Source organism: Kitasatospora sp. NPDC056800 (assembly GCF_042789775.1).
Taxonomy (GTDB): domain Bacteria; phylum Actinomycetota; class Actinomycetes; order Streptomycetales; family Streptomycetaceae; genus Kitasatospora.
Genome location: NZ_JBHUAL010000088.1, coordinates 12,672 through 34,728, shown reverse-complemented (window position 1 = coordinate 34,728; position 22,057 = coordinate 12,672). Strand labels below are relative to the sequence as shown.

Below are 22,057 nucleotides of genomic sequence, written 5' to 3'. Positions count from 1 at the left end.
CGCCGACGGCCGCATCGTCGACGAACTCCACCAGCCCACCGCCGACACCGTCCTGGACCGCATGCGCCGCTTCGACGCCAAGGGCCGCACCAGCTGATCCGGCCCACCGAGGCCCGAAGCCACCCGTCCCCCGAGTACCCCCAGGACTGACACTCCCTCATGTTCCGCACCGCACTGCGCAATGTGCTCGCCCACAAGGGCCGGCTGCTGATGACGGTACTGGCCGTCATGCTCGGCACCGCCTTCGTGTCCGGCACGCTGGTCTTCTCCGACACCTTCGGCAACGCGCTGAGGACCCAGAACTCCAAGAGCTACACCGACGTCGCCGTCACGGTCGCCGACCGCGAGGCCCGCAACCTCAGCGACGACCGCGGCGAGCAGCTCGCCGGCCCGACGCTCACCGAGGAGACCCGTGCCAAGGTCGCCGCGGTGCCCGGCGTCGCCGAGGTCCGCGGCGTGGTCAGCGGCTTCGCCGGCATCGCCGACACCAAGGGCGCGCTGATCGGCAACGGCTTCTCCACCACCGGCACCAACTACGTGCCGGGCGCCGACGGCACCGACCCGCGCTACCCGCTGGTCGAGGGCCGCGGCCCGAAGGACGCCACCGAGATCGCGCTGGACCGCAAGACCGCCGACAAGGGCGGCTACAAGGTCGGCGACACCGTCCGGGTCGCGGTCAACGGCCCGGTGATGAAGCTCAAGCTCACCGGCACCCTGACCACCAACGACCCGCGCGTGGTGGCCGGCGGCTCGCTGGCCGCCTTCGACACCGCCACCGCCCAGCAGCTCTACCTGACCCCGGGCCGCTACGCCGAGCTGGACGTCAGGTCCAAGCCGGGCACCGACGACGCCGCGCTGCTCACCGCCGTCAAGCAGGCCGTCCCGCAGGGCGACTCCATCGAGGCGAAGACCGGCCGCGAACTCGCCGCCGAGCAGGACGAGATGATCAGGAAGGGCACCACCGTCCTGACCACCGTCCTGATGGGCTTCGCGGGCATCGCGCTGTTCGTCGGGATCTTCATCATCGCCAACACCTTCACCATGCTGGTCGCCCAGCGCACCAAGGAGCTGGCGCTGCTGCGCGCCGTCGGCGCCACCCGCCGCCAGATCACCCGCTCGGTGCTGATCGAGGCCGTGCTGGTCGGCCTGACCGCCGCGGTGACCGGTCTGCTGGCGGGCATCGGCATCGCCGCCGGACTCAAGTCGCTGCTCAACGGCCCGATGGACGCCAACCTGCCGGACGGCCCGCTGATCATCGCCCCGACCACGGTGGTCGCCGCGCTCGCGGTCGGCGTGCTGGTGACGGTGCTGGCCGCCTGGCTGCCCGCCCGCCGGGCCTCCCGGATCGCCCCGGTGGCGGCGATGAGCTCGGCCGAGCAGCCCGCGACCCAGAAGGGCCTGCGGATCCGCAACACCATCGGCCTGCTGTTCTCCCTGGCCGGCCTCGCCGCGCTGGCCGGTGGTGTCGGCGGCAAGGAGGTCAAGCTGGTCGGCCTCGGCGCCGGCGCGCTGCTGATCGGCGTGTTCGTGTTGACTCCGCTGCTGTCCCGGCCGCTGATCGCGCTGTTCGCCCCGCTGCTGCGCGCCGTGTACGGCGCCCCGGGCAAGCTGGCCCAGGAGAACGCGGTCCGCAACCCGCGCCGCACCGCCGCGACCGCCTCGGCGCTGACCATCGGCGTCACCCTGATCACCTCGCTGACGGTGATCGGCGCCTCGGTGAACCAGGCCGTGGACAAGGCCGCCGAGACCGACCTCAAGGCCGACTACACCGTCGCCATGCAGAACTTCTCGAAGCTCTCCCCCGAGGTCGCCGCCCAGATCGCCAAGGCGCCCGGCGTCAGCGTGATCAGCGCCGAGCGCAGCGTCACCGTCAAGACGGGGCAGAACGGCGAGGACAGCGAGTGGATGACGGCGGTGGACGCCGCGACCATCGACCAGGTGGCCACCGTCAAGGTCAAGGAGGGCTCCCCGGACGCCCTCAAGCAGGGCAGGCTGCTGGTCAGTTCGGGCCGCGCCGAGCGCGCCGGCTACAAGGTCGGCGACACCCTCGCCGTCACCTACCCGGACGGCGCCAAGGGCTCGCTGACCGTCGGCGGCATCCTGGAGGCCAACACCGCGCTGGCCTCGGTCATCGTCCCGGAGGCCGTGGTCGCCCCGCACCTGGCGCCCGCCACCGGCCTGGAGAAGGTCCTGGTCAAGGGCACCAACGGCGCGACCGAGGAGCTGAAGCAGGCGCTGCGCGACGCGACCGGCGGCAACCCGCTGATCGCGGTCAAGGGCGCGAAGGAGATCAAGGCGGAGAACCGCCAGATGATCACCGGCATCCTGAACATGATGTACGGGCTGCTCGGCATGTCCGTGGTCATCGCGGTGCTCGGCGTGGTCAACACCATGGCCATGTCGGTGTTCGAGCGCCGCCGGGAGATCGGCATGCTGCGGGCGATCGGCCTGGACCGGCTCGGCATCCGCCGGATGGTCCGGCTGGAGTCGCTGCTGATCGCGCTGTTCGGCGGGCTGGTGGGTGTCGGACTCGGCATCCTGGTCGCCTGGGCGGGTGTGCGCACGCTGGCGGACAGCCTCAAGGACATCACCACCGTGGTGCCGCCGGTGCAGACCGTCGGCTTCCTGCTCGCGGCCGCCGTGATCGGCCTGCTGGCCGCGCTCTGGCCGGCCCACCGGGCGGCGAAGCTGGACATCCTGGACTCGATCAAGAGCCAGTAGTCCGGGCCCGGAACGGATGGAGCCCCCGGGGCGGTTCGGAAGAACCGGCCCGGGGGCTCCGTCGTGTCATCAGGCGAGCATCATCAGGTGGACATCGTCAACCGGACAGCATCAGGTGAACCGGATCGGGTGAAGCGGATCAGTTGAACAGCACCTTCTCGTTGTTCGGCTGCAGGGTGCCGGTGGTCAGCCCGGCGGCCGAGACCAGCAGCTGACCGGCCGGCTTGCCGTCGGTGCCCAGCACCTCGGCGGTGACCGCCGTGGTCTCGTCCGGCGCGGTGATCTGGAGGCCGGTGAGCACGTGGCAGGTCGCGTCCGACTTGTCGCAGGCGCTCCACTTGAGGCCCGCGTAGCCGGACTTGTTGGGCTTCAGGGTGACCAGCACCGCGGGCCCGGGGTGCGACTCGCGGTTGGCCGCCAGCGCGTCCGCGCTGTTGTCGGCCTTCAGGCCGCCGAAGCCCGGGTAGCCGTACAGGGTGCAGTTGTGGCTGCTCTTGTTCTTGATCGTCAGCATCGCCGAGCCCGCGCCCTTGAGCTGCACGGTGGCGGTGATGTCGTCGCTCTTGCAGCGCGAACCGGCCGCCTGGCCGGCCATCGGGTCGCCCGGGACGGTGGCCCCGGCGGCGCTCGCCTTCGGGTCGCCCGGCTTGTCGTCGGTGTACTTCACGTCGTCGCACGCGGTCAGCAACACGGTCGCCGCGAGGGCGGCGACACCGGCGGCGACTAACCTGGCAGGCCTGCGAACGGTCATGTTCCCCCCATGTGTGGGTAATGGCATGGTGCTGTCACCCTAAGTACGAAGGTGGTGGCGCAACGGTTCCACTGGGACTGCAGTTTGTCAGAGCTGACCGTTTTCGTCGTCTTCCTGACTGGTTCCGACCGCTCCTGGCGAGAACTGGCTCCGCTCGTACGAAACCGCCCCGGCCGGCGGGTGCCGGACGGGGCGGTACGGGTGGAACGGGGCGGAGCGGGTGCTACGGGTGGAACAGGTCGAACGGCCGGATCAGGCGGCCGGCTTGGCGGCCACCGGCTGGGCGGGCTTCTTGCTCCTGCCGCCGCCGAGGACGTTGAAGAACACCGCCAGGGTCGGGACCAGGTAGAGCAGCCAGACCACCAGCTGCAGCACCGTCGGGTCCGGCTGGAAGTTGAACACGCCCTTCAGCAGGGTGCCGTACCAGCTGTCCTTGGGGATGGTGCTGGAGATGTCGAAGGCCGTGCTGTGCAGGCCGGGCAGCCAGCCGGCCTCCTGGAGGTCGTGCACGCCGTAGGCGAGGACGCCGGCCGCGACCACGACCAGCATCGCGCCGGTCCAGGTGAAGAACTTGGCCAGGTTGATCTTCAGCGCGCCCCGGTAGAACAGCCAGCCGAGCACCACCGAGGTGAGCAGGCCGAGCGCGGCGCCGATCAGCGGGTTCCAGCCGTCACCGGTGGCCTGGACGGCGGTCCAGATGAACAGGGACGTCTCCAGGCCCTCGCGGCCGACGGCCAGGAAGGCGGTGACCACCAGGGCGGTGGTGCCCATCGCGATCGCCGCGTCCAGCTTGCCGTGCAGCTCGGTCTTCAGGTGCCGGGCGGTGCGCCGCATCCAGAAGACCATCCAGGTCACCAGGCCGACCGAGATGATCGACAGCGAGCCGCCGAGCGCCTCCTGGGCCTCGAAGGTGAGCTGCGAGGAGCCGAACTGGAGCACCGCGCCGAAGGCCATGGAGAGCGCCACGGCCGAGCCGACGCCGATCCACACCGGCGGCAGCCGGTCCTTGCGGCCGGTCTTGACCAGGTAGGCGATCAGGATGCAGACGACCAGGCTGGCTTCGAGGCCTTCGCGCAGGCCGATCAGGTAGTTGCCGAACACGCGGGCTCCTGGGGGGGTGTCGAGATGGTACGGGAGAACAGGAGGGGTGTCAGCCGAAGAGGGCCTGGCCCCACCACTCCCCCGGCTTGCGCACGCCCGCCGGGCAGGCGAAGTGGGCGGAGCCGACGTGCTGGATGTACTCGTTGAGCTTGTCGCTCGCCGCGAGCTTCTGCTGGAGCGGGACGAAGGCCTTGCGGGTGTCGCGCTGGTAGGCGAGGAAGAACAGCCCGGCGTCCAGGCGGCCGAGGCCGTCGGTGCCGTCGGTGAAGGAGAAGCCGCGGCGCAGGATCATCAGGCCGCTGTTGGCGTCCGGGTGGGCGAGGGCGACGTGCGAGGTCGCGGGCATCGCCGCGAGGTCCGGCGCGTCGTGCTCCTTGCCCTTGCCGTACGGGGCGCCCTCGCCCTTGGTGCGGCCGAAGGTGTCCTCCTGGTCCTTCAGCGAGGCGCGGTCCCAGGTCTCGATGTGCATCCGGATCCGCCGGGCGACCAGGTAGGAGCCGCCGGTCATCCACTCCGGGCCGTCGCCGGGGGCGGCCCAGACGTGGTCGGCCAGCTTCGCGCCGTCGGTGCCCGCGATGTTGTGGGTGCCGTCCTTGAACCCCATCAGATTGCGCGGGGTCTGCTCGTCCGGGGTGGTCGAGGAGGTCTTGCCGAAGCCGAGCTGCGACCAGCGGATGTTGACGGTGCCCATGCCGATCCGGGCCAGGTTGCGGATCGCGTGCACGGCGACCTGCGGGTCGTCGGCACAGGCCTGGACGCAGAGGTCGCCGCCGCTGCGGGTCGGGTCGAGCTTGTCGCCCTTGAAGTTCGGCAGGTCGATCAGGCCCTCGGGGCGCTTGGCCTGGAGGCCGAAGCGGTCGACGCCGTCCTTCTCGAACAGGCTCGGCCCGAAGCCGATGGTCAGGGTGAGCCGGGAGGCGGGCAGGCCGAGGGCCTCGCCGGTGTCGTCCGGCGGCGCCTCCGGCGAGCCGGGCACCGCGCCGGTGCCGACCTCGCGGCCGCCGGTCATCGCGGCGGCCGCCTTGGTCCACTCCTTGAGCAGCTTGACCAGGGACTCCCGGGTGGCCTTCTCGGAGACGTCGAAGGCGGCGAAGTGCAGCCGGTCCTGGACCGGGGTGGAGATGCCCGCCTGGTGCTCGCCGTAGAACGGCACCTCGGCGCCGACGGGGGCGGCGACCGGAACGGCGTCGTCCTGCCGGGTGGCCGCGGCGACCGAGCCGACGGCGGCGGCGCCGAGCGCGACGCCCGCGCCGGCCCAGCCGATGACGGCGCGTCGGCTGACCGCGCCCCTGGTCCCGGAGGCGTCGGCGGCGGCCGGCGTCCCGTTCTGCTGCTCGTTCTCCGCGTCCATCGGCGGGCGGGCCCTTCTACTGTGCTGGACTTCTGCGCTGACCCGCGGAGGCCGTGGGGCCCGGATCGCGGGCCGCCACGGCGTCGGCGGGGTACTTCGGGGTGGGGTGGCCGGTTACTTGACGACCACGGCGGCGGCCAGCTTCGACAGCGGCTCGCCCAGCGAGTTGACCGCGTCGGAGAAGGCCTTGCGCTCGGCCTCGGTGACCTTGTCGTAGGAGGTGAAGGTGCCGTCGGCCTGCTTGTACTTGGCCAGCAGGGTGTTGATGGCGGCGAACTCGGAGTCCAGCGTCTTCGCCAGCTCCGCGTCCTTCTCGGAGGCGACCGGCTTCAGCAGCTCGTAGGCCTTCTGCGCGCCCTCGACGTTGGCGTGGAAGTCGGCCAGGTCGGTGTGGCTGTAGCGGTCCTCCTCACCGGTGATCTTGTTGGTGGCGACCTCGTCCAGCAGCTCCTTGGCGCCGTTGGCCATGCTGGTCGCGGTGATCTCCGCCTCGGGGATCTTCTTCTGCCAGTCCTTGAGGTCGGCGACCAGCTGGTCGGCGAGCTTCTTCTCGTCGTCGCCGATCTTCGCGTCGGCCCAGAGCGACTTCTCCAGCTTGTGCCAGCCGGTCCAGGCCTGGCCCGGCTCCAGCTTGTCCTCGCGGGTGTCGGTCTTCGGGTCGACGTCGCCGAAGCTCTCGGCGACCGGCTCGGTGCGCTCCCAGCCGGTGCGCGAGGGCGCGTACAGCGACTTGGCCTTCTCCAGGTCGTCCGCCTTGATCGCGGCGGCGAAGGCCTCGACGGCCGGGATGGTGGCGTCGGCCTGCTCCTGGGCGTACTTCCGGTAGGCGTCGACGGCGGCGGCCAGGCGCGGGTCGGCCGGCGCGGCGCTGCCGCCCTCGCCGGTGACGGTGATCTTCTGGCGGATGCCGTTGCCGACCATGCCGGGCTTGCAGGCGATCTCGTACGAGCCGGCCTTGATCTCGGCGTTGATGCTCGCCTTGGTGCCGGGGCCGATGTTCTCGCGCTCGGTGACGATCTTGTCGCCGTCGCCGTAGACGTAGACCTCGGTGGTCTTGGAGCCCTTGTTGCTGATGTCCAGGACGACGTGGCCGGCCGGGAAGGTGGTCTTGGAGACCTCGCAGGCGGTGTCGGTCGCGTTCACCTTGACCGCGTCGGAGCCGCCGGCCTTGTCGTCCTTCTTGGACGCGCAGCCGGCCAGGGCTGCGGTCGCCACGGCGAGGGTGAGCAGCGCGGCTGCGGTGGAACGGCGACGGGCGGACATGCGGGCTCCAACGGGAAAGGGCATGGGTGTGCCAAGGCAGTGCGGCCGACCGGGGACCAGCAGACCATCATTAGCTAAGGCATACCTTACGTAAAGACGATTTTCCGTCTACACCCACCCCCTGAACCGTTACCGTCCCGGTGTCCGGCGGGCGGCCGTCCTGCCCGGCGGGCGGCTACCGTCCCGGTGTCCGGCGGGCCGCGGCCCGGGCCGTCCAGCGGCCCTCGTGCCGGCTGATCCGGATCGGGTGGCCGAAGGTCTCGCTGATCAGCTCCGTGGTCATCACCTCGTCCACCGGCCCGGCCGCCACGCACGCGCCGCCGCGCAGCAGCAGGGCGTGGGTGGTGCTCTCCGGCAGCTCCTCCAGGTGGTGGGTGACCAGCACGCTGGCCAGCTCCGGGTGCTGGTGGCGCAGCAGGTCCAGGCTGTCCAGCAGCAGCTCCCGGGCGGTCAGGTCGAGCCCGGTGGCCGGCTCGTCGAGCAGCAGCAGCCGGGGACTGGGCATCAGCGCGCGGGCGATCAGGGCCCGGCCGCGCTCGCCCTGGGACAGCGTCGTCCACGCGGCCTCGGCCATCGCGCGCATGCCGAGCGTGTCGATCAGCTGCTCGGCCCGCTCCAGCGCCTCCGGGGCCGGCTTGCGGTGGAACTCCGGCTCGATCGTGTTGGTGTAGCCGGTGAGCACCACCTCGCGCACGCTCAGCGGCGAGCGCAGCGGGTGGCGCGGGTTGACGTGCCCGAGATGGGCGCGCAGCTCGCGGACGTCCACCCGGCCGAGCCGGCGGCCGAGCACGTCCACCTCGCCGCGGGTGGGGTGGGAGACGGCGCCGAGCAGCGCGAGCAGGGTGGACTTGCCGGCGCCGTTGGGGCCGAGCAGCGCCCAGTGCTCGCCGGGCCGGATCTCCAGGGTGATCCCGCGCAGCAGGTGGCGGCCGTCGCGCACGACGTCCACGTCACGGGTGCGCAGCACCGGCCCGGCGAAGTCGGGGGCGGATGAGTTCATGGGACTCCGATCACGGTGCCGGGCAGGGTGCGGGCGGGGCGCCGCACGGGACGGTCCGGCGCCGTCCGTCCGCGTGCAGAGTACAACCGTCGAGTCGCGGGAGGTCGGGGCGTCCGAGGGGTGGACGCGCCAGAACCCTGTCGCCCGGCGGGAGTTGGGAGGAGGATGGTGCCCTTTCCGAGGGGGGACGAGGGGGGACTCGATGACCGCGGACGGGGAACGGGCCGCCGGCACGCTGCACGGGCTGGTCGAGGAACGGGCCCGCCGGGCGCCGGCCGCGGTGGCCGTGCGCTGCGGCGGGCAGGAGCTCACGTACGGGGAGCTGGTGGGGCGGGCCGGGCGGCTGGCCGCCGTGCTGGCGGAGCGGGGCCTGGCCCCGGGCGGGCGGGCGGCGGTCGCGCTGGGCCGGGGCACCGAGGTGTACGTGGCGCTGCTGGCCGTGCTGACGGCGGGCGCGGCGTTCGTGCCGCTGGAGCCCACCGCGCCGGACGCGCTGCTGCGGCACGTGCTGGCGGACGCCGCACCGGACGTGGTGGTGACCGAGGAGCGCCACCGGGTCCGGCTGGCGGACGCGGGCGGGGCGCCGCTGGTCTGCGTCGACACGGCCGCCCCCGCGCGGGCCCCGTTCGAGCCGCCCGAGGTCACCGCCGCCGACCTCGCCTGCGTCTTCTACACCTCCGGCTCCACCGGCCTGCCCCTCGGCGCGCTGATCGAGCACCGCAACCTGCTGGCCGCGTACGAGGGCTGGCGCGAGGTGTACGGGCTCACCGCCGAGGACCGGATCCTGCAGACCGCGAGCCTGGAGTTCGACGTCTTCACCGCCGACTGGGTCCGGGCCCTCGGCACCGGCGCGACCCTGGTCGTCACCCCGTTCAACCTCACCCTGGACCGCGCCGCCGACCTCGGCGCGCTGCCCGCCCTGGTCGCCGCCGAGCGGATCACCGTCCTGGAGCTGAACGTCCGCACCGCGCGCCGGCTGACCGCCCTGCTGGCGCGGACCGGCGGCAGGCTGCCCGGGGTGCGGCTGCTCACCGTGGGCGCCGAGAAGTGGTACCTGGACGAGCAGTTGGGCCTGCAGCGGCTGCTCGGCGGGGAGGCGAGGGTGCTGAACGTCTACGGGCTGGCCGAGGCCACCGTGGACAGCACCTGGTTCGACGCCAGGGGCACCGCGGCCGCCGAGGGCGCCGAACGGGTCTCGCTGGTCGGCCGGCCCTTCCCCGGCACCCGGGTGTACGTGCTGGGCCCGAACGGCACCCCCGCCAAGCAGGGCATGACGGGGGAGGTCGCGATCGCCGGCGCCGGCCTGGCCCGCGGCTACCTGAACCGGCCGGCGGACACCGCCCGCCGCTTCGTCCGGGCGGACTTCGACCCGGACGGCCGGGTGCTGCTGACCGGCGACCTCGGGGTGCTGCGGGCGGACGGCGTGCTGGAGTTCACCGCCCGGGCCGCGACCGTGGTCGGCCCGCTCGGCGCGGAGCGGCCGACCGGCGTGCTGGCGCGGGTGCGGGCGGCGGTCCACGCGGAGGGCGCGCTGCGCGGGCACCCGGCGGTGCGGGAGGCGGCCGTCGTCTACGTGGAGCCGGTACCGGGGCGGCGGCGGCTGGTCGGCTACGCGGTGACCGATCCGGCCGTGTACGGGGCGGACGGCTGGTCGCTCTCCCAGTACCTGGAGAGGAAGCTCAGGGGCCGCCCGGTGCCCGCCGCCGTCGTCACGCTGCGCGAGCTGCCGCGCACCCGGGCGGGCAAGCTGGACCGCGCGGCACTGCCGCTGCCGGCCCCGCCGGAGCACGCCGCCCCGCGCTCCGCCAAGGCGGGCGGGCGGAGCGGCGGCAAGGGCGGCGGCAAGGCCGGGGGCCGGCGTTCCGGGGACGCGGGCTTCACCGGCGGCTGCGCGGCGGTGGTCTGCGTCCTGGTGTTCGCCTTCGCGGCCTGGGCGATGACCTTCGCGCTCTTCCCCGGCTCGACCGACCTCACGGGAGTCCCCTCCCCGTACCGCGGCTTCTTCCAGCTGCTGTACCTCTGCGAGAACCTGGCCTTCGGCGCCGGGATCGTCTACCTCACCATCGGTTTCGAGGCCGTCCTGCGGCTGGGCAGGCCGTTCGGGCTGTCGGTGCTGACCCATCTGGCGATCGCCTGGCTGCTGGTCAACTGGTGGCCGCAGGACAACCTCTACCGGCTCACCAGGGCCACCGACTGGCCGCGCGAGACGGCGATGGTGTTCGCGTTCAACGTCCCGCTGATGCTCGCGGCGCTGGTGCTGGTGCGCTTCGTGCTCTGGCGGCCGCCGGCCGGGAAGGAGTGACGGGACCCCGGCGGCGGCTCAGGCGGGTCCGACCCCGCCGGCGGCTCAGCGCAGCGCCTCGAACATCCGGGCCAGCCCGTGGTTCGCGGCGGCGACCAGCGCCTCGGCCGCGTCCAGCGACTCGGTGTCCGGCCCGGCCAGGGCGAGGCCGACGAAGGGCTCCGGCTCGCGGGAGGCGGTCGGGATCAGCGGCAGCAGGGTGACGCCGAGCCGGGCGCAGCGCGGCCGCAGCCGTTCCAGGTGGTCGTGCAACGCGGCCTGGTCGAGCCGGGCGCCGAGCGGCATCGCGTCCAGGGTGCGGACCAGGTGGCCGGGGCCGCGCACCGCGTCAAGGCGGGCGCGCAGCATGAGGGCGACGGCCGGCCCGGTGAGCCGCAGGTTGATCTCGGTAGGGGCGAGCCGGCGCTCCCGGTCGGTGACGAAGTCGACGTCGTACCAGCCCCGGTAGCCCTCGGCGGCCAGCCGCTCCCCCACCGCCACGGCGAACCGGCGGGCGGTGTCGGCGGCGTCCCTCGGCACCGCGCCGGGGCCGACGGTGACGCCCTGGTAGCGGGTGCCGGCCACCTCCATGGCGCCCGCGCCGACCGGGTGGACGGTACCGTCCGGGCCGACCAGGGCGTCCTGGGTGAGGTCGCGGAGCCGGGCGGACGGGCCGGCGTCGACGTACTCCTCCAGCAGCAACTCCCCGTCGGCGGGCAGGAGTTCGGTGCGGACCAGGCGCCGCAGCAGGGCCCCGCCGCCGCCCGCGGCGAACAGTTCGGCGGGCTCCACCACGACGGTGCCGTAGCCGCCGACGCCGTACGGGCTCTTCAGCACCGTGGTCAGGCCCCGGACGGCGCGGGCGGTCAGCCGGCGGGCCGCCCGGCGCCGACCGCCCGGGCGCTCCTGGTGCGGCACCCGGATGCCGGGGTGCCCGGGGGCGAGGGCGGTGAACAGGTCGTGCGCGGCGGCCTTGGACTCGTAGCGGCGGACGGCGGCCAGCTCGGGCCCCTCGCCCTGCGCGGCCGTCCGGCCCCACCCCACCACCGGACGGCCGGAGTCGGCGATCCTGGCCACCAGGGCGGGACGGTCGGCGAGGGCCTCGGCCACCGTGCGGTCCGGTGCCACGCCGCTGTGCACCTCGACCGGGCCCCAGGCCAACTCCCGGGCCAGCCAGTCGGTCCACTCCGGGGCGACCTCGGCGGGCAGCACCAGCAGCGCCGGTTCGGGGCTGTAGCAGGCGGCCAGGCAGGCGTAGTGGTGGGCGTGCCGCAGCCGTCGCAGGCGCTGCGCCGGGTCCATGCCGGGAGCGAGGAACTGCGCGTTGAAGTCCGCGACGTCGCCCACGTGGACCGCCGCCCGGCCGCCGGTCCAGGCCCCCACCCATCCGTCCATGGGGCGGAAGCGTAGGGCCTCGGAGGGCCGGCCGCCCAGTGTCGGAGCACCGGAGGTCCGGCTGCCTGGCGGCCCGGCGGCAAGGTGTCAGAGCGCCAACAGCCCGGCGTCGGTGGGGCGCAGGCCGCAGGCGTCGAGGTAGAAGGGGCGCAGGTGCGGCTCGAAGTCGACGTGCAGCCAGGCGCAGCCGGCCGCGCGGGCGCCGTCGGCGGCCTCCGTGACCAGCCGGGTGGCGACGCCCTGCCGCCGGGTGTCCGGGGAGACCGCGGTGTCGAGCAGGAAGGCGTGGGCGCCGCCGTCCCAGGCGAGGTTGACGAAGCCGAGCAGGGCGCCGTCGGCGGCTCGGCGGGCGGTGACCCAGCCGAGGCTGTGCCGTTCCAGCCGGGCGAGCCGGCCGCCGGGTTCCACGGGGTGGCCGAAGGCCTCGGCATGCAGGGCGTCGAGTTCGGGATCGGTGAGCGGGCCGCGCCACAGGTAGTCGATCGTCACGACGGCACTGTAGAGCCCTCGTTAACTTCCGATCATTTTTTATCGACCAAGGACACGACTTGGCAAAGTTATGACCTTTCCTCTAGCTCAATCTGACTGACCCCCGTCAATCTCGGTCGCAGCTCCTTTCCCTGCACAGCTACCCCCACTGGAGTCCGAGTGATCCCCACCTCCTCCTCCCGCCGTGCCCGCGTGGCCGCGGCCTTCGTGGTCGTCGCCGCCCTCGCCGGCGCCACCGTCCCGGCCGCCACCGCCTCCGCCGCCCCCGGCATGCGCGAGGCCGCGATATCCCAGGCCCGCGCCAACGTCGCCCACAACGCGGGGGTGTTCGGCTTCGGCGCCGGCCAGGACCTCGTGCTCAAGGACGTCGTGGTCGACGCCGACGGTGCCACCCACGTCCGCTTCGACCGGACCTTCCAGGGCCTGCCGGTGGTCGGCGGCGACCTGGTCGTCCACCAGGACGCCAAGGGCCGGCTCAAGGACTCCTCCCGCGCGGCCGCCCACGACGCCGCCGTGAAGTCGACCGTCCCCAAGGTGACCGCGCAGTCCGGCGCGGCCGGCGCGCTGGCCGCCGCCCCGGGTGTCAAGGACGCCGTCAGCAGCCCCGAGCTGGTCGTCTGGGCCGCCGACGGCACCCCCCGGCTGGCCTGGCGCACCACCGTCGAGGGCACCGGCGAGCACGGCCAGCCGGCGGGCAAGGTGGTCGTCACCGACGCCACCACGGGCGAGCAGATCGAGTCCTACGACGCCGAGCACCAGGCGGCCGGCACCGGGAACTCCGAGTACACCGGCACGGTCACCATCGACACCACCGCCGCGAACGGCGGCTACACCCTGACCGACCCGGTCCGCGGCCACGTCACCAAGGACGCCAACAACGTCGCCGCGAGCTCGCTCAAGGCCTCCTCCGGCACCGCGATCACCAGCACCACCAACGTCTGGGGCGACGGAAAGAAGTTCTCCTCCAACCGCACCACCGCCGCCGTCGACGCCCACGCCAACACCGCCTGGACGTACGACTACTACAAGAACGTCCACGGCCGCAGCGGCATCAAGAACGACGGCAAGGGCGCCACCGTCTTCGTCCACGTCGGCACCAACTGGGACAACGCCCAGTGGTCCGACACCTGCTTCTGCATGATGACCGGCGACGGCGACGGCACCACCGACCCGGAGCAGGTGGACCTCGACACCATGGGCCACGAGATGACCCACGGCGTCACCAGCGCCACCGCCAACCTGCGCTACAGCGGCGAGTCCGGCGGCCTCAACGAGTCCACCAGCGACATCTTCGGCACCATGGTCGAGTGGTACGCCAACAACAGCGTCGACAAGGGCGACTACCTGTTCAGCGACCAGTCCACCCCGCCGTGGCTGCGCCGCTTCGACAAGCCCTCGCTGGACGGCCGTTCGGCCGACTGCTGGAGCAGCGGCGTCGGCAAGCTCGACGTCCACTACTCCTCGGGCGTCGGCAACCACTGGTTCTACCTGGCCAGCGAGGGCAGCGGCACCAAGACCGTCAACGGCGTCACCTACACCAGCCCGACCTGCAACAACTCCACGCTGGCCGGTATCGGCAACGCCAAGGTCGCCAAGATCTGGTACCGCGCGCTGACCGTCTACATGACCTCCACCACCACCTACAAGGGCGCCCGCTCCGCCTCCCTGAACGCGGCCCGCGACCTGTACGGCGCCGGCAGCGCCGAGTACAACGCGGTCGCGGCGGCCTGGAGCGGCGTCAACGTCAACTGACGTACGTCTGTTAGTGGTTGAAGCCCACGTGGCAGTGGTCGTGGTGGGTGTCGTCGGTGAAGAACTGGTTGCCGACGCCGCCCGGGACCGCCACCGGACCGCCCACGTTGTACGAACCGGCGGCGGCCGCGTCCCGCATGAAGGACTCGACCAGTTGCCGGGACGTACCCGGGTCCACCACCGCCAGGCCGTCGATCCGCCAGACGTCGAAGGCCCGGCCCAGCGGATGGTCGCTGGGCCGGGTCGTCCCGAAGACGTCCAGCGGGTGGCCGGTCCGCACCACGCTCACCGAGAGCGTGTACGGGCCGGCCAGCCGCAGCATCGCCTCCAGCACGCTGTCGTGGACCGTGCCGCCGCGCAGGTCGGCGGCGGCCTCCGGCGGCAGCTCGATCCGGGGCTCGGCCAACACCCGGGCCACCGCGGGCGACGGCGCGGCGGCGGCCGGGCCCGCGACACCCGGACGCAGGTCGGTGACGGTCCAGCGCGGCTCGGCCCGGCCCAGCCGGACGTCCACCGTGGTGCCGCCCTCGGCCACCGAGCCGTCCGGGCCGCGGGTCCACTGGCGGCACACCACCAGCACGCTCGCCGAGTCGTCGAGGATGCCGCCGTACTGGGCGACCACCACCTCCAGGCTCGCCTCCGACGCCGCCGGGGCCAACGGACCGGCGGCGTCGGCCAGCGCGGGCGGCAGGCCGAGCGCCGCCACCCGGGCCCGGGCCGCCTCCACCCCCTGCCCGCCGGGCGGCCAGGCGCCGAGCGCGGCGACCAGCTCGACGGCGCGGCGCTTGACGTCGGGCTGGATCTCGCCGGGGCCGGGCTGCCAGAGGGGCGGGCGGGGCAGCGGGGTGGGCGCGGGTGTCTCGGTCAGCGTTCCGGCCGGTGTCGCGGGCGTCGTCGTGCTCGGACTCGGCCCGGACGCCCGCGGCCTGCTCCCGCCCGTACACCCCGCCGCACCCAGCGCCAGCGCCGCCGCCGCGCCCGCCCGCAGCACCCCGCGCCGGTCCGGACCCCGGTCTCCACCCGTCATGCCGTCAGTATGCGGCTACGGCAGCTCCGGGGGCCGCAGGCCGTAGCGGCCCTCCTCGGTCCGCACGATCCAGTCGGGCTCGCCGAGCTTCGCCCGCAGCAGCGCCATCGGGTACCTCAGCTCGTGGGGGTGGAGCGACGCGTCGTAGACCTTCCACAGGATCGTGTCCGGCGCGTGCACGCCCTCGCCCAGCGCGATCAGGCCGCGCAGCAGCTTGACGTCCGAGCGGCGGAGCCGGACCTCACGGCCGTCCACGGTGACGACCTGGGTGTCCAGGTCGATGACGAGGCGCCCGTCGAAGGCGGTCAGCGAGCCCTGCGGCTCCAGGACCACGCCGAGGTGCCGGCGGATCCAGTCCGCCCCGGCCTGTTCGTCCACCGGCCGGGCGCCCGCCGCGTTCTCCTGCTCCACGCCCGGCAGCCTAACCGGCGGCGCCCGGCGCCGACCAGGCCGCGCTCCAACCGGCCAGCTCTGCCGGACGGTTGGTGATGATCCCGTCCACGCCCGCCGCCGCGAGCACCTGCCAGCGGGCGGGCCGGTCGACCGTCCAGACGTTCACCGCCACCCCGGCGGCGTGCAGCTCCCCGACCACGCCGGGGCGGGCGGACAGCGCGTCGTCCGCGAGGTTGTAGGCGGACAGGCCGAGGTCGCGGGCGACCGCCACCGGGTCGGCGTCCGGGGTGGAGCGGAGCAGGCCGAGCGGCAGCTCGGGAGCCAGCTCGCGGGCGTACCGCAGGGCGTCCACCTCGAAGCTCTGGACGAGGACCCGGTCGGCCATGCCGTGGTCGCGCACCTCCTGGACGATCCGGGCGACCTCGTCGCGGCTGTGCTGGCCCTTGATCTCCAGCAGCAGCCTGCCGCCGCGGGTGCGCAGGTCCTCCAGCTGGGCGGCCAGGGTCGGCAGCCGGGTGCCCGCGTACGCGGGGGCGAACCAGGAGCCGGCGTCCAGCGCGTCGAGCTGGGCGGCGGTCAGCTCGCGGATCCGGCCGGTGCCGTCGGTGGTGCGGTCCACCGTGTCGTCGTGCAGCACGTACGGGACGCCGTCCCTGCTGGGCTGGACGTCGTCCTCGATCCACTCGGCGCCGGCCCGCCGGGCCACCTCGTCGGAGACCAGGGTGTTCTCGGGCGCGGCGGAGGAGGCGCCGCGGTGCGCGTACACGGTCGGCGGCGCACCGGCCGGGCGCAGCCGGGCGGCGGACGGTCGTGCCGGTGTCCCGGTGAGCGCGACGGCGCCGAGGGCGGCCCCGAGCAGCGCGGCGACGAGGACGACCTGTCGGGTGTAGGGGTGCCGGGGGTGCCGTTGGGGTGTCATGTCCCGCACGCTACGGTCGGCGGGACGCGCCCTCGCCACCGACACCGGTGTGCCCGGCCGACATGACGACGGACGGCGGAACGCCCGGCCACCCCTCCCCCAACGCGGCCACCGCCCCCATCCTCATGGACATGTTCGAATCACTGGCGGTCAGGCCGGTTCAGTAGCGATCATGACCGGCATGACGTCCGACAGCACCGCCGCCACCCCCGCCACCACCGCAGCCGCCGCCGCAGCCGCCGCAGCCGCCGCAGCCGCCGCCGGCACCTGGAAGCTCGGCGACCGCACCGTCCACCGGATCGGCTTCGGCACGATGCGCCTGCCGCAGACCGGCCCGGCACTCGTCCCGCACGCCGTTCCGCGCGACCGTGAGCAGGCGCTGCGGGTGCTGCGCCGCGCGGTCGAGCTGGGCGTCAACCACATCGACACGGCGGCCTTCTACTTCTCCCCGCTGCGCTCCGCCAACGAGCTGATCAACCGGGCGCTCGCGCCGTACGCCGACGACCTGGTGATCGCCACCAAGGTCGGCCCCGGCCGCGGCATCGACGGCGAGTGGGTCGAGCACGCCCGCACACCCGCGCGGCTGCGCGCCCAGGTCGAGCAGAACCTGCGCCAGCTCGGCCGCGACCACCTCGACCTGGTGAACCTGCGCATCCTCGGCACCGACTCGGTCGCCGAACGCTTCGGCGCGCTGGCCGAGTTGCGCGAGGCCGGGCTGATCCGGCAGCTGGGCCTGTCCAACGTCCACCCCCACCAGCTCGCCGAGGCTCAGGCCATCGCGCCGGTGGTCTGCGTGCAGAACCCGTACGGCATCGGCGCCACGCCGGAGCAGGACGAGCTGCTGCGGATCTGCGGGGAGCAGGGCATCGCCTTCGTCCCCTTCTACGCGATCGCCGGGGCCGGACGGCAGGACGGCGCCGGGGAGGCCGAGCCCGCCCAGGTCCGGGCGGTGGCCGAGGCACGCGGGGCGAGCACCGCCCAGGTCCGGCTGGCCTGGACGCTGCACCGCGGCCCGCACGTGCTGGCCATCCCGGGCACCGGCGACGTGGCGCACCTGGAGGAGAACATCGCCGCCGGGGCGCTGCGGCTGTCGGCGGAGGAGCTGGCGCTGCTGGACGAGGCCCACGCGGGCCGGGCCCACGCGGACGTGGCCTCCACGGGCTGAGCCGGAACCGGGCGCGGCCCCCGGTGTGTCACTCGGGACGACATGATCTTCGTCCCTCCCGAGGAGTCCCACGGCATGACCGACACCGCCACCCGCTACCTCTACCTGGCCCGCCACGGCGAGGCCGGGTCCCACGGCGACGACAGCGGACTCACCGCCGCCGGGCGCCGGCAGGCCGCGCTGCTGGGCCGGCGGCTGGCCGGCCGCCCGGTCTCGGTGCTGCACCACGGCCCGTTGCCCCGGGCGGCCGAGACCGCGCGGCTGGTCGCGGAGCAGCTGACCGGCGTGCGGCCGGAACCCTGTGAGGAGGCCGGGGACTTCGTTCCGTACGTGCCCGCGCGGGACGAACTCCCCGACGAAAGCGCGCGGTTCCTGCTGGACTTCCTCGGGGGCACCACGGCGGCGGAGCGGGAGGAGGGCGCGGTGCTGGCGCGGCGGGCCGTCGAACGGTTCACCGGGCCGGTGCCGGGCCGCGAGGAGCGGCACGAACTGGTCGTCACCCACGCCTTCCTGGTCGGCTGGCTGGTCCGGCACGCCCTGGACGCCCCGGCCTGGCGGTGGCTCGGCGTCAACGCCGCCAACGCGGCGCTGACCGTCCTGCGCTACACGCCCGGACGGCCGCCCGCCGTCCTGCTGCTGAACGACCAGGGCCACCTGCCGGAGGAGCTGCACTGGACCGGCTACCCGCCCCAGTACCGCTTCTGACGATCGGTCAACCATCGCTCAAGGGAGGCTCGAAGGCCCGTCGACACGAATATGCAGACCGGTCTACTATCGCCGCATGGGAGTCAAGGGTGAGGAGACCCGGGCCCGGCTGATCGCCGGCACCAGGGAACTGATCGAGGCGCAGGGCTACTTCGGGACGGGACTCAACCGGATCGTCGCCGCCACCGGCGCCCCGCGCGGCTCGCTCTACTTCCACTTCCCCGGCGGCAAGGACCAGTTGGTGGCCGCCGCGCTCACCCAGGCCGGCCAGGAGGTCGAGGCGCTGCTCGCCTCCCTGGCCGGCGAGGGCGCCGGCACCGTCGCCCTCGCCGGGCGGCTGATCGACGCCTTCGCCGAACGACTGGAGCGCTCCCGGTACACCAGCGGCTGCCCGATCGCCACCGTCGCCCTGGAGGTGGCCGGCACCAACGAGGCGCTGCGGGCGCTCTGCGCCGAGCTGTACGCGGGCTGGCAGCGGATCCTGGCCGACCGGCTGGAGGGCGAGGGCTTCGGCCCGGCGGAGGCCCGGGTCGCCGCCGGGCAGACCCTCGCCCTGGTGGAGGGCGCCGTCCTGCTCGCCTCCGTCCGGCGCGGCCCCGAACCGCTGGACCACGCCCGGCAGGCCGTCCGGCGGCTGCTCGGCGCCACGCAGGACCACGCAAGCGCCACCTGAACCCGAACACCGGACGGGCGACGGGCCGGCCGGACCGGGGAGGACGGCCTGCGGAGCGGAGCCTCAGCGGCCGGCCGGATCCCGGTAGACGAGGTCCCCGTCCTGCCGGGCGGCGAGCTCCGTGATCAGGCCGTGGTCAGGCGACAGCGCGCACGCGGGATCGGTCCGCCCCGGGTCGCCGGTGAGGGCGAAGGCCTGGCAGCGGCAGCCGCCGAAGTCGACCTCCCGGAGGGCACAGGAGGCGCAGGGCTCGGGCAGCCAGTCGGTGCCGCGGTAGGCCCGGAAGGCCGACGACTCGGACCAGATCCAGGCGAGGGCGTGGTCCCGGACGTTCGGCAGGTCCAGTGGGAGGTCGTAGGCGGCGGGGCAGGGCAGGACCCGGCCGTCGGGGGCGACGGTCAGGGAGACCGCGCCCCAGCCGCCCATGCAGGGCTTGGCGACGCCGTCGAAGTAGTCGGGGACGACCCAGACGAGTTCGACGCCGGTCCGCCGCCGTCGGCGCTCGACCGCCTCCCGGGCGCGGTCCAGCTGGTCCCGGGTGGGCATGAGGGCGGCCCGGTTGGCCAGCCCCCAGCCGTAGAACTGCGTGTTGGCGAGTTCGATGCGCACCGCGCCCCAGGCGATGCCGAGGTCCACGATCGCGTCGATGTCGTCGAGGTTCAGGCGGTGCAGGACGACGTTGAGGCCCAGCGGCAGTCCGGCCTCGCGGACCAGCGCGGCGGCCCGCTCCTTCGCCGCGAACGACCGGCGTCCGGCGATCAGCTCGGAGGAGGCGGCGTCGGCGCCCTGGACGGAGAGCTGGACGCTGGGCAGCCCGGCCGCGGTCAGCGCGGCCAGCCGCTCCCGGGTCAGGCCGAGTCCGCTGGTGACGAGCTGGGCGTAGATCCCGGCGCGGTCGGCCCCCGCGACGATCTCGGTCAGGTCGCGCCGCAACAGCGGTTCGCCGCCCGACAGGTGGACGTGCGCGACCCCGAGTTCACCGGCCTGCGTCAGCACGTCAAGCCACTGATCTGTCGTCAGTTCTGCTCTGCGGGCGGTGAGTTCGATCGGGTTGGAGCAGTACGGGCAGCGCAGGGGGCAGCCGTGGGTGAGTTCGGCCAGCATGGCCCAGGGCGGGTTCACCGCAGCCATCCCCGCTCCTTCAGGTCGTCGAGGAAGACCACGACGTCGTCGGCCCCCTCGGCCGGGAACTCGGTGGTGATCTCCGGTACGGTCCGGGTGCCGTCGCACAGTCCGACGATCGCGGCCGCCTCGGCACTGAGGACGACGATGCGCTCCGGGACGACCAGCAGCGTGCTGTTCCGCACCGGGCAGTGGCGCAGCCGCGCGTACCCGCTCAGGGCCGGTCGCCAGGTCACGCCGGGGCCCGTTCGACGGCGTCGAGGAGGGTCCACAGCAGCTCGCACTTGTAGGAGAGCGCCGCGATGGCGGCTTCCTGCTCGGCCCGGGTGCGGGCCCAGGACAGCACCAGGGACAGCGCCTCGTCGCTGTCCCGGCGGCCCTGGCCGACGCGGGTCCTGAAGTAGGCGAGGCCCACGGGCTCGATCCAGGTGTAGTGGCGCTCGAAGGCGGCGATCCGGGTGGCCATCAGGTCCGGCGCGAACAGTTCGGTCAACGAGGCGGCCACGGCCTCCAGGGGCGTGCCGTGGCGGCAGAGGTTGACGTAGCCGTCGACGGCGAGCCGCACTCCGGGCAGCACCCCGCGGCCCGAGAGCAGGTCGGCGCGGTCGAGACCGGCCGCCTCGCCGAGCCGCAGCCAGCGCTCGATGCCGCCTTCGTCGCCGTCGCCGCCGTCGTGGTCGGTGATCCGGCGGATCCACAGCCGGCGCAGGGCGGGGTCGTCCAGCTTGGCGAGGATCAGCGCGTCCTTGACCGGGATGTGCCGCTGGTAGTGGAACCGGTTGAGGATCCAGGTGCGCAGCTCCTCCGGCAGCAGGAGCCCCTGGTGCATCCTCAGGTTGAAGGGGTGCCGGTGGTGGTAGCGGCGCTCGGGCACGGCCCTGAGCTCGCTCTCGAAGGTCGTCACCATGTGAGGACCGCTCCTTCCGCGGCCACCCCGAGGCCCCGGTCCGCCAGCTCCTCGTGGAGGGGGGAGTCCGGGTCGACGAGCGGGTTGGTGTTGTTCAGATGGGTGTAGAGGCACCGGGCGGACAGGGCGGCGAGCCGGTCGCGGGTGGCGAGCACGGGCAGGTGGCCCATCCCGGTGGCGGACTTCGTGGAGAACCCGGCGGTGCGCGGCTCCTCGTCGTCCCAGAAGGTGCCGTCGACCAGGACCAGGTCGGCGTCCTCGCCGAACCCGTCGGTCCAGACGCCGGTCGACGGCGCGTAGAGCAGTCCGCCCACCCGCAGGGCGCTCACCCAGTCCCCGTCGCAGGCGTCCCGGGCGTAGCGGGGGCGCTTGCCGGAGAGCGGTTCGAGCGCGACGCCGTCGAAGTCCCGCCAGCGCAGGCGGGTGTAGGGCGCGAGGACCTCGCCGAGGCCGAGTCCCTTGTGCACGGCGTCCCGGACCGCGTCGGTCGCCATGACCTCCAGTTCGTCGGCCTCGCGCAGCCGCGCCAGGCCGAGCGTGTGGTCGAGTTCGGCGTCCGTGAGGATCACGCCGGACAGCCGGGTGCGCCGGCCCTCGGGGTGCAGCCAGGGGCAGCGCTCGATCTGTTCGGCGATGTCCGGTGTGGCGTTCACGAGGTACACCCGGCCGGGCTCGGTCTCCACGGCGACGGACGCGTGCAGCCGCCGGCGCGACGGAACCGCGCGTGCCCCGGCACAGCCGGGGCACGCACAGTTCCACTGCGGGACACCGCCGCCGGCTGCCGTACCGAGTACGTGCAGTCGCACAGCGCTTCCTCCCTCTTCGAGTGGTGGTCCTACCGGTGCGGTGCGGTGGCCGCTACCGCTTGGCGAGGTAGTACGCCGAGACCTCCAGAGACGCCTCCACCACCTGGTAGCTCGGCTTGCGCCAACGGGCGCCTTCCGTCGGGGTGTTCGGCCGGTCGGTGGTGCGCTCCCGGGACTGCCGGGCACGCCTGGGCTGTTCGTCGTGACGGGTCATGACTGTCTCACCTCCGTGTCGG

21 protein-coding genes and 1 pseudogene are annotated in these 22,057 nt (G+C 73.7%); 7 read left to right on the top strand and 15 right to left on the bottom strand.

All coding sequences use genetic code 11. The annotated features are described in order from the left end of the window. A pseudogene (locus tag ACFRQN_RS20425) lies at nt 1–97 on the top strand (ABC transporter ATP-binding protein); the annotation flags it as partial. 62 nt (nt 98–159) lie between these two features. Then, on the top strand, nt 160–2,721 hold the full coding sequence (locus tag ACFRQN_RS20420; protein WP_380741452.1) for an ABC transporter permease: 2,562 nt from the start codon (nt 160–162) through the stop codon (nt 2,719–2,721). 139 nt (nt 2,722–2,860) lie between these two features. On the opposite strand, the gene ACFRQN_RS20415 is transcribed toward ACFRQN_RS20420, so the two are convergent. The 5 genes from ACFRQN_RS20415 to ACFRQN_RS20395 all read right to left on the bottom strand — a co-directional run bounded on the left by ACFRQN_RS20415 (nt 2,861) and on the right by ACFRQN_RS20395 (nt 8,187). Beyond that, complete coding sequence (locus tag ACFRQN_RS20415) at nt 2,861–3,472, bottom strand: DUF4232 domain-containing protein (RefSeq protein ID WP_380741451.1); 612 nt, start codon at nt 3,470–3,472, stop codon at nt 2,861–2,863. 252 nt (nt 3,473–3,724) lie between these two features. Beyond that, nucleotides 3,725–4,573 carry an iron uptake transporter permease EfeU gene (gene efeU, locus ACFRQN_RS20410; protein ID WP_380741450.1) on the bottom strand — a complete coding sequence of 283 codons (849 nt, stop codon included), beginning with the start codon at nt 4,571–4,573 and terminating at the stop codon, nt 3,725–3,727. Between the two features lie 49 nt (nt 4,574–4,622). Beyond that, nucleotides 4,623–5,924: an iron uptake transporter deferrochelatase/peroxidase subunit gene (gene efeB, locus ACFRQN_RS20405; protein ID WP_380741449.1), complete on the bottom strand. Its 1,302-nt coding sequence runs from the start codon at nt 5,922–5,924 to the stop codon at nt 4,623–4,625. Between the two features lie 114 nt (nt 5,925–6,038). Continuing rightward, nucleotides 6,039–7,187, bottom strand: a complete 1,149-nt coding sequence (efeO, locus tag ACFRQN_RS20400) for an iron uptake system protein EfeO (protein ID WP_117486588.1) — start codon at nt 7,185–7,187, stop codon at nt 6,039–6,041. A 175-nt stretch (nt 7,188–7,362) separates the two neighbouring features. Further along, nucleotides 7,363–8,187 (bottom strand): ABC transporter ATP-binding protein, encoded by an 825-nt coding sequence (locus ACFRQN_RS20395; protein ID WP_380741448.1) that lies wholly within the window; start codon nt 8,185–8,187, stop codon nt 7,363–7,365. 202 nt (nt 8,188–8,389) lie between these two features. Here ACFRQN_RS20395 and ACFRQN_RS20390 point away from each other — a divergent pair, with 202 nt between their 5' ends. Then, on the top strand, nt 8,390–10,489 hold the full coding sequence (locus ACFRQN_RS20390) for an AMP-binding protein (RefSeq protein ID WP_380741447.1): 2,100 nt from the start codon (nt 8,390–8,392) through the stop codon (nt 10,487–10,489). A 45-nt stretch (nt 10,490–10,534) separates the two neighbouring features. On the opposite strand, the gene ACFRQN_RS20385 is transcribed toward ACFRQN_RS20390, so the two are convergent. Both ACFRQN_RS20385 and ACFRQN_RS20380 read right to left on the bottom strand, forming a co-directional pair. After that, the gene (locus ACFRQN_RS20385) at nt 10,535–11,863 is read right to left on the bottom strand and encodes a hypothetical protein (protein WP_380741446.1); all 1,329 of its coding nucleotides are present in this window, start codon (nt 11,861–11,863) and stop codon (nt 10,535–10,537) included. A gap of 87 nt (nt 11,864–11,950) precedes the next feature. Then, complete coding sequence (locus ACFRQN_RS20380) at nt 11,951–12,352, bottom strand: GNAT family N-acetyltransferase (RefSeq protein WP_380741445.1); 402 nt, start codon at nt 12,350–12,352, stop codon at nt 11,951–11,953. Nucleotides 12,353–12,511: 159 nt separating this feature from the next. On the opposite strand from ACFRQN_RS20380, the gene ACFRQN_RS20375 reads away from it, so the two are divergent. Continuing rightward, nucleotides 12,512–14,104: a M4 family metallopeptidase gene (locus ACFRQN_RS20375; protein ID WP_074003656.1), complete on the top strand. Its 1,593-nt coding sequence runs from the start codon at nt 12,512–12,514 to the stop codon at nt 14,102–14,104. 10 nt (nt 14,105–14,114) lie between these two features. On the opposite strand, the gene ACFRQN_RS20370 is transcribed toward ACFRQN_RS20375, so the two are convergent. The 3 genes from ACFRQN_RS20370 to ACFRQN_RS20360 are packed head-to-tail and all read right to left on the bottom strand — an operon-like array spanning nt 14,115 to nt 16,443. Continuing rightward, nucleotides 14,115–15,131: a hypothetical protein gene (locus tag ACFRQN_RS20370; protein WP_380741444.1), complete on the bottom strand. Its 1,017-nt coding sequence runs from the start codon at nt 15,129–15,131 to the stop codon at nt 14,115–14,117. 15 nt (nt 15,132–15,146) lie between these two features. Then, a complete protein-coding gene (locus ACFRQN_RS20365) occupies nt 15,147–15,542 on the bottom strand; it encodes a hypothetical protein (protein ID WP_380741443.1) in 396 nt (131 codons plus the stop codon). A gap of 10 nt (nt 15,543–15,552) precedes the next feature. After that, nucleotides 15,553–16,443 (bottom strand): glycerophosphodiester phosphodiesterase, encoded by an 891-nt coding sequence (locus tag ACFRQN_RS20360; RefSeq protein ID WP_380741442.1) that lies wholly within the window; start codon nt 16,441–16,443, stop codon nt 15,553–15,555. Nucleotides 16,444–16,624: 181 nt separating this feature from the next. On the opposite strand from ACFRQN_RS20360, the gene ACFRQN_RS20355 reads away from it, so the two are divergent. The 3 genes from ACFRQN_RS20355 to ACFRQN_RS20345 all read left to right on the top strand — a co-directional run bounded on the left by ACFRQN_RS20355 (nt 16,625) and on the right by ACFRQN_RS20345 (nt 18,986). Then, on the top strand, nt 16,625–17,608 hold the full coding sequence (locus ACFRQN_RS20355) for an oxidoreductase (protein ID WP_380741441.1): 984 nt from the start codon (nt 16,625–16,627) through the stop codon (nt 17,606–17,608). A 75-nt stretch (nt 17,609–17,683) separates the two neighbouring features. Beyond that, nucleotides 17,684–18,313: a histidine phosphatase family protein gene (locus ACFRQN_RS20350; RefSeq protein ID WP_380741440.1), complete on the top strand. Its 630-nt coding sequence runs from the start codon at nt 17,684–17,686 to the stop codon at nt 18,311–18,313. A 76-nt stretch (nt 18,314–18,389) separates the two neighbouring features. Further along, nucleotides 18,390–18,986, top strand: coding sequence for a TetR/AcrR family transcriptional regulator (locus ACFRQN_RS20345; protein ID WP_380741439.1), 597 nt, complete (start codon nt 18,390–18,392; stop codon nt 18,984–18,986). Between the two features lie 63 nt (nt 18,987–19,049). Here the strand turns inward: ACFRQN_RS20345 and pqqE are convergent, their stop codons facing one another. The 5 genes from pqqE to ACFRQN_RS20320 are packed head-to-tail and all read right to left on the bottom strand — an operon-like array spanning nt 19,050 to nt 22,035. Then, nucleotides 19,050–20,117 (bottom strand): pyrroloquinoline quinone biosynthesis protein PqqE, encoded by a 1,068-nt coding sequence (pqqE, locus tag ACFRQN_RS20340; RefSeq protein WP_380741438.1) that lies wholly within the window; start codon nt 20,115–20,117, stop codon nt 19,050–19,052. Further along, on the bottom strand, nt 20,105–20,344 hold the full coding sequence (gene pqqD / locus ACFRQN_RS20335) for a pyrroloquinoline quinone biosynthesis peptide chaperone PqqD (RefSeq protein ID WP_049654686.1): 240 nt from the start codon (nt 20,342–20,344) through the stop codon (nt 20,105–20,107). Before pqqD ends, pqqE begins: the two co-directional genes overlap by 13 nt. After that, on the bottom strand, nt 20,341–21,015 hold the full coding sequence (pqqC, locus tag ACFRQN_RS20330; protein WP_380741437.1) for a pyrroloquinoline-quinone synthase PqqC: 675 nt from the start codon (nt 21,013–21,015) through the stop codon (nt 20,341–20,343). Before pqqC ends, pqqD begins: the two co-directional genes overlap by 4 nt. Continuing rightward, nucleotides 21,009–21,821 carry a pyrroloquinoline quinone biosynthesis protein PqqB gene (pqqB, locus tag ACFRQN_RS20325; protein ID WP_117486598.1) on the bottom strand — a complete coding sequence of 271 codons (813 nt, stop codon included), beginning with the start codon at nt 21,819–21,821 and terminating at the stop codon, nt 21,009–21,011. The genes pqqC and pqqB overlap by 7 nt, the downstream gene beginning before the upstream one ends. A gap of 52 nt (nt 21,822–21,873) precedes the next feature. Continuing rightward, nucleotides 21,874–22,035 (bottom strand): hypothetical protein, encoded by a 162-nt coding sequence (locus ACFRQN_RS20320; protein WP_380741436.1) that lies wholly within the window; start codon nt 22,033–22,035, stop codon nt 21,874–21,876. Nucleotides 22,036–22,057: the final 22 nt, after the last annotated feature.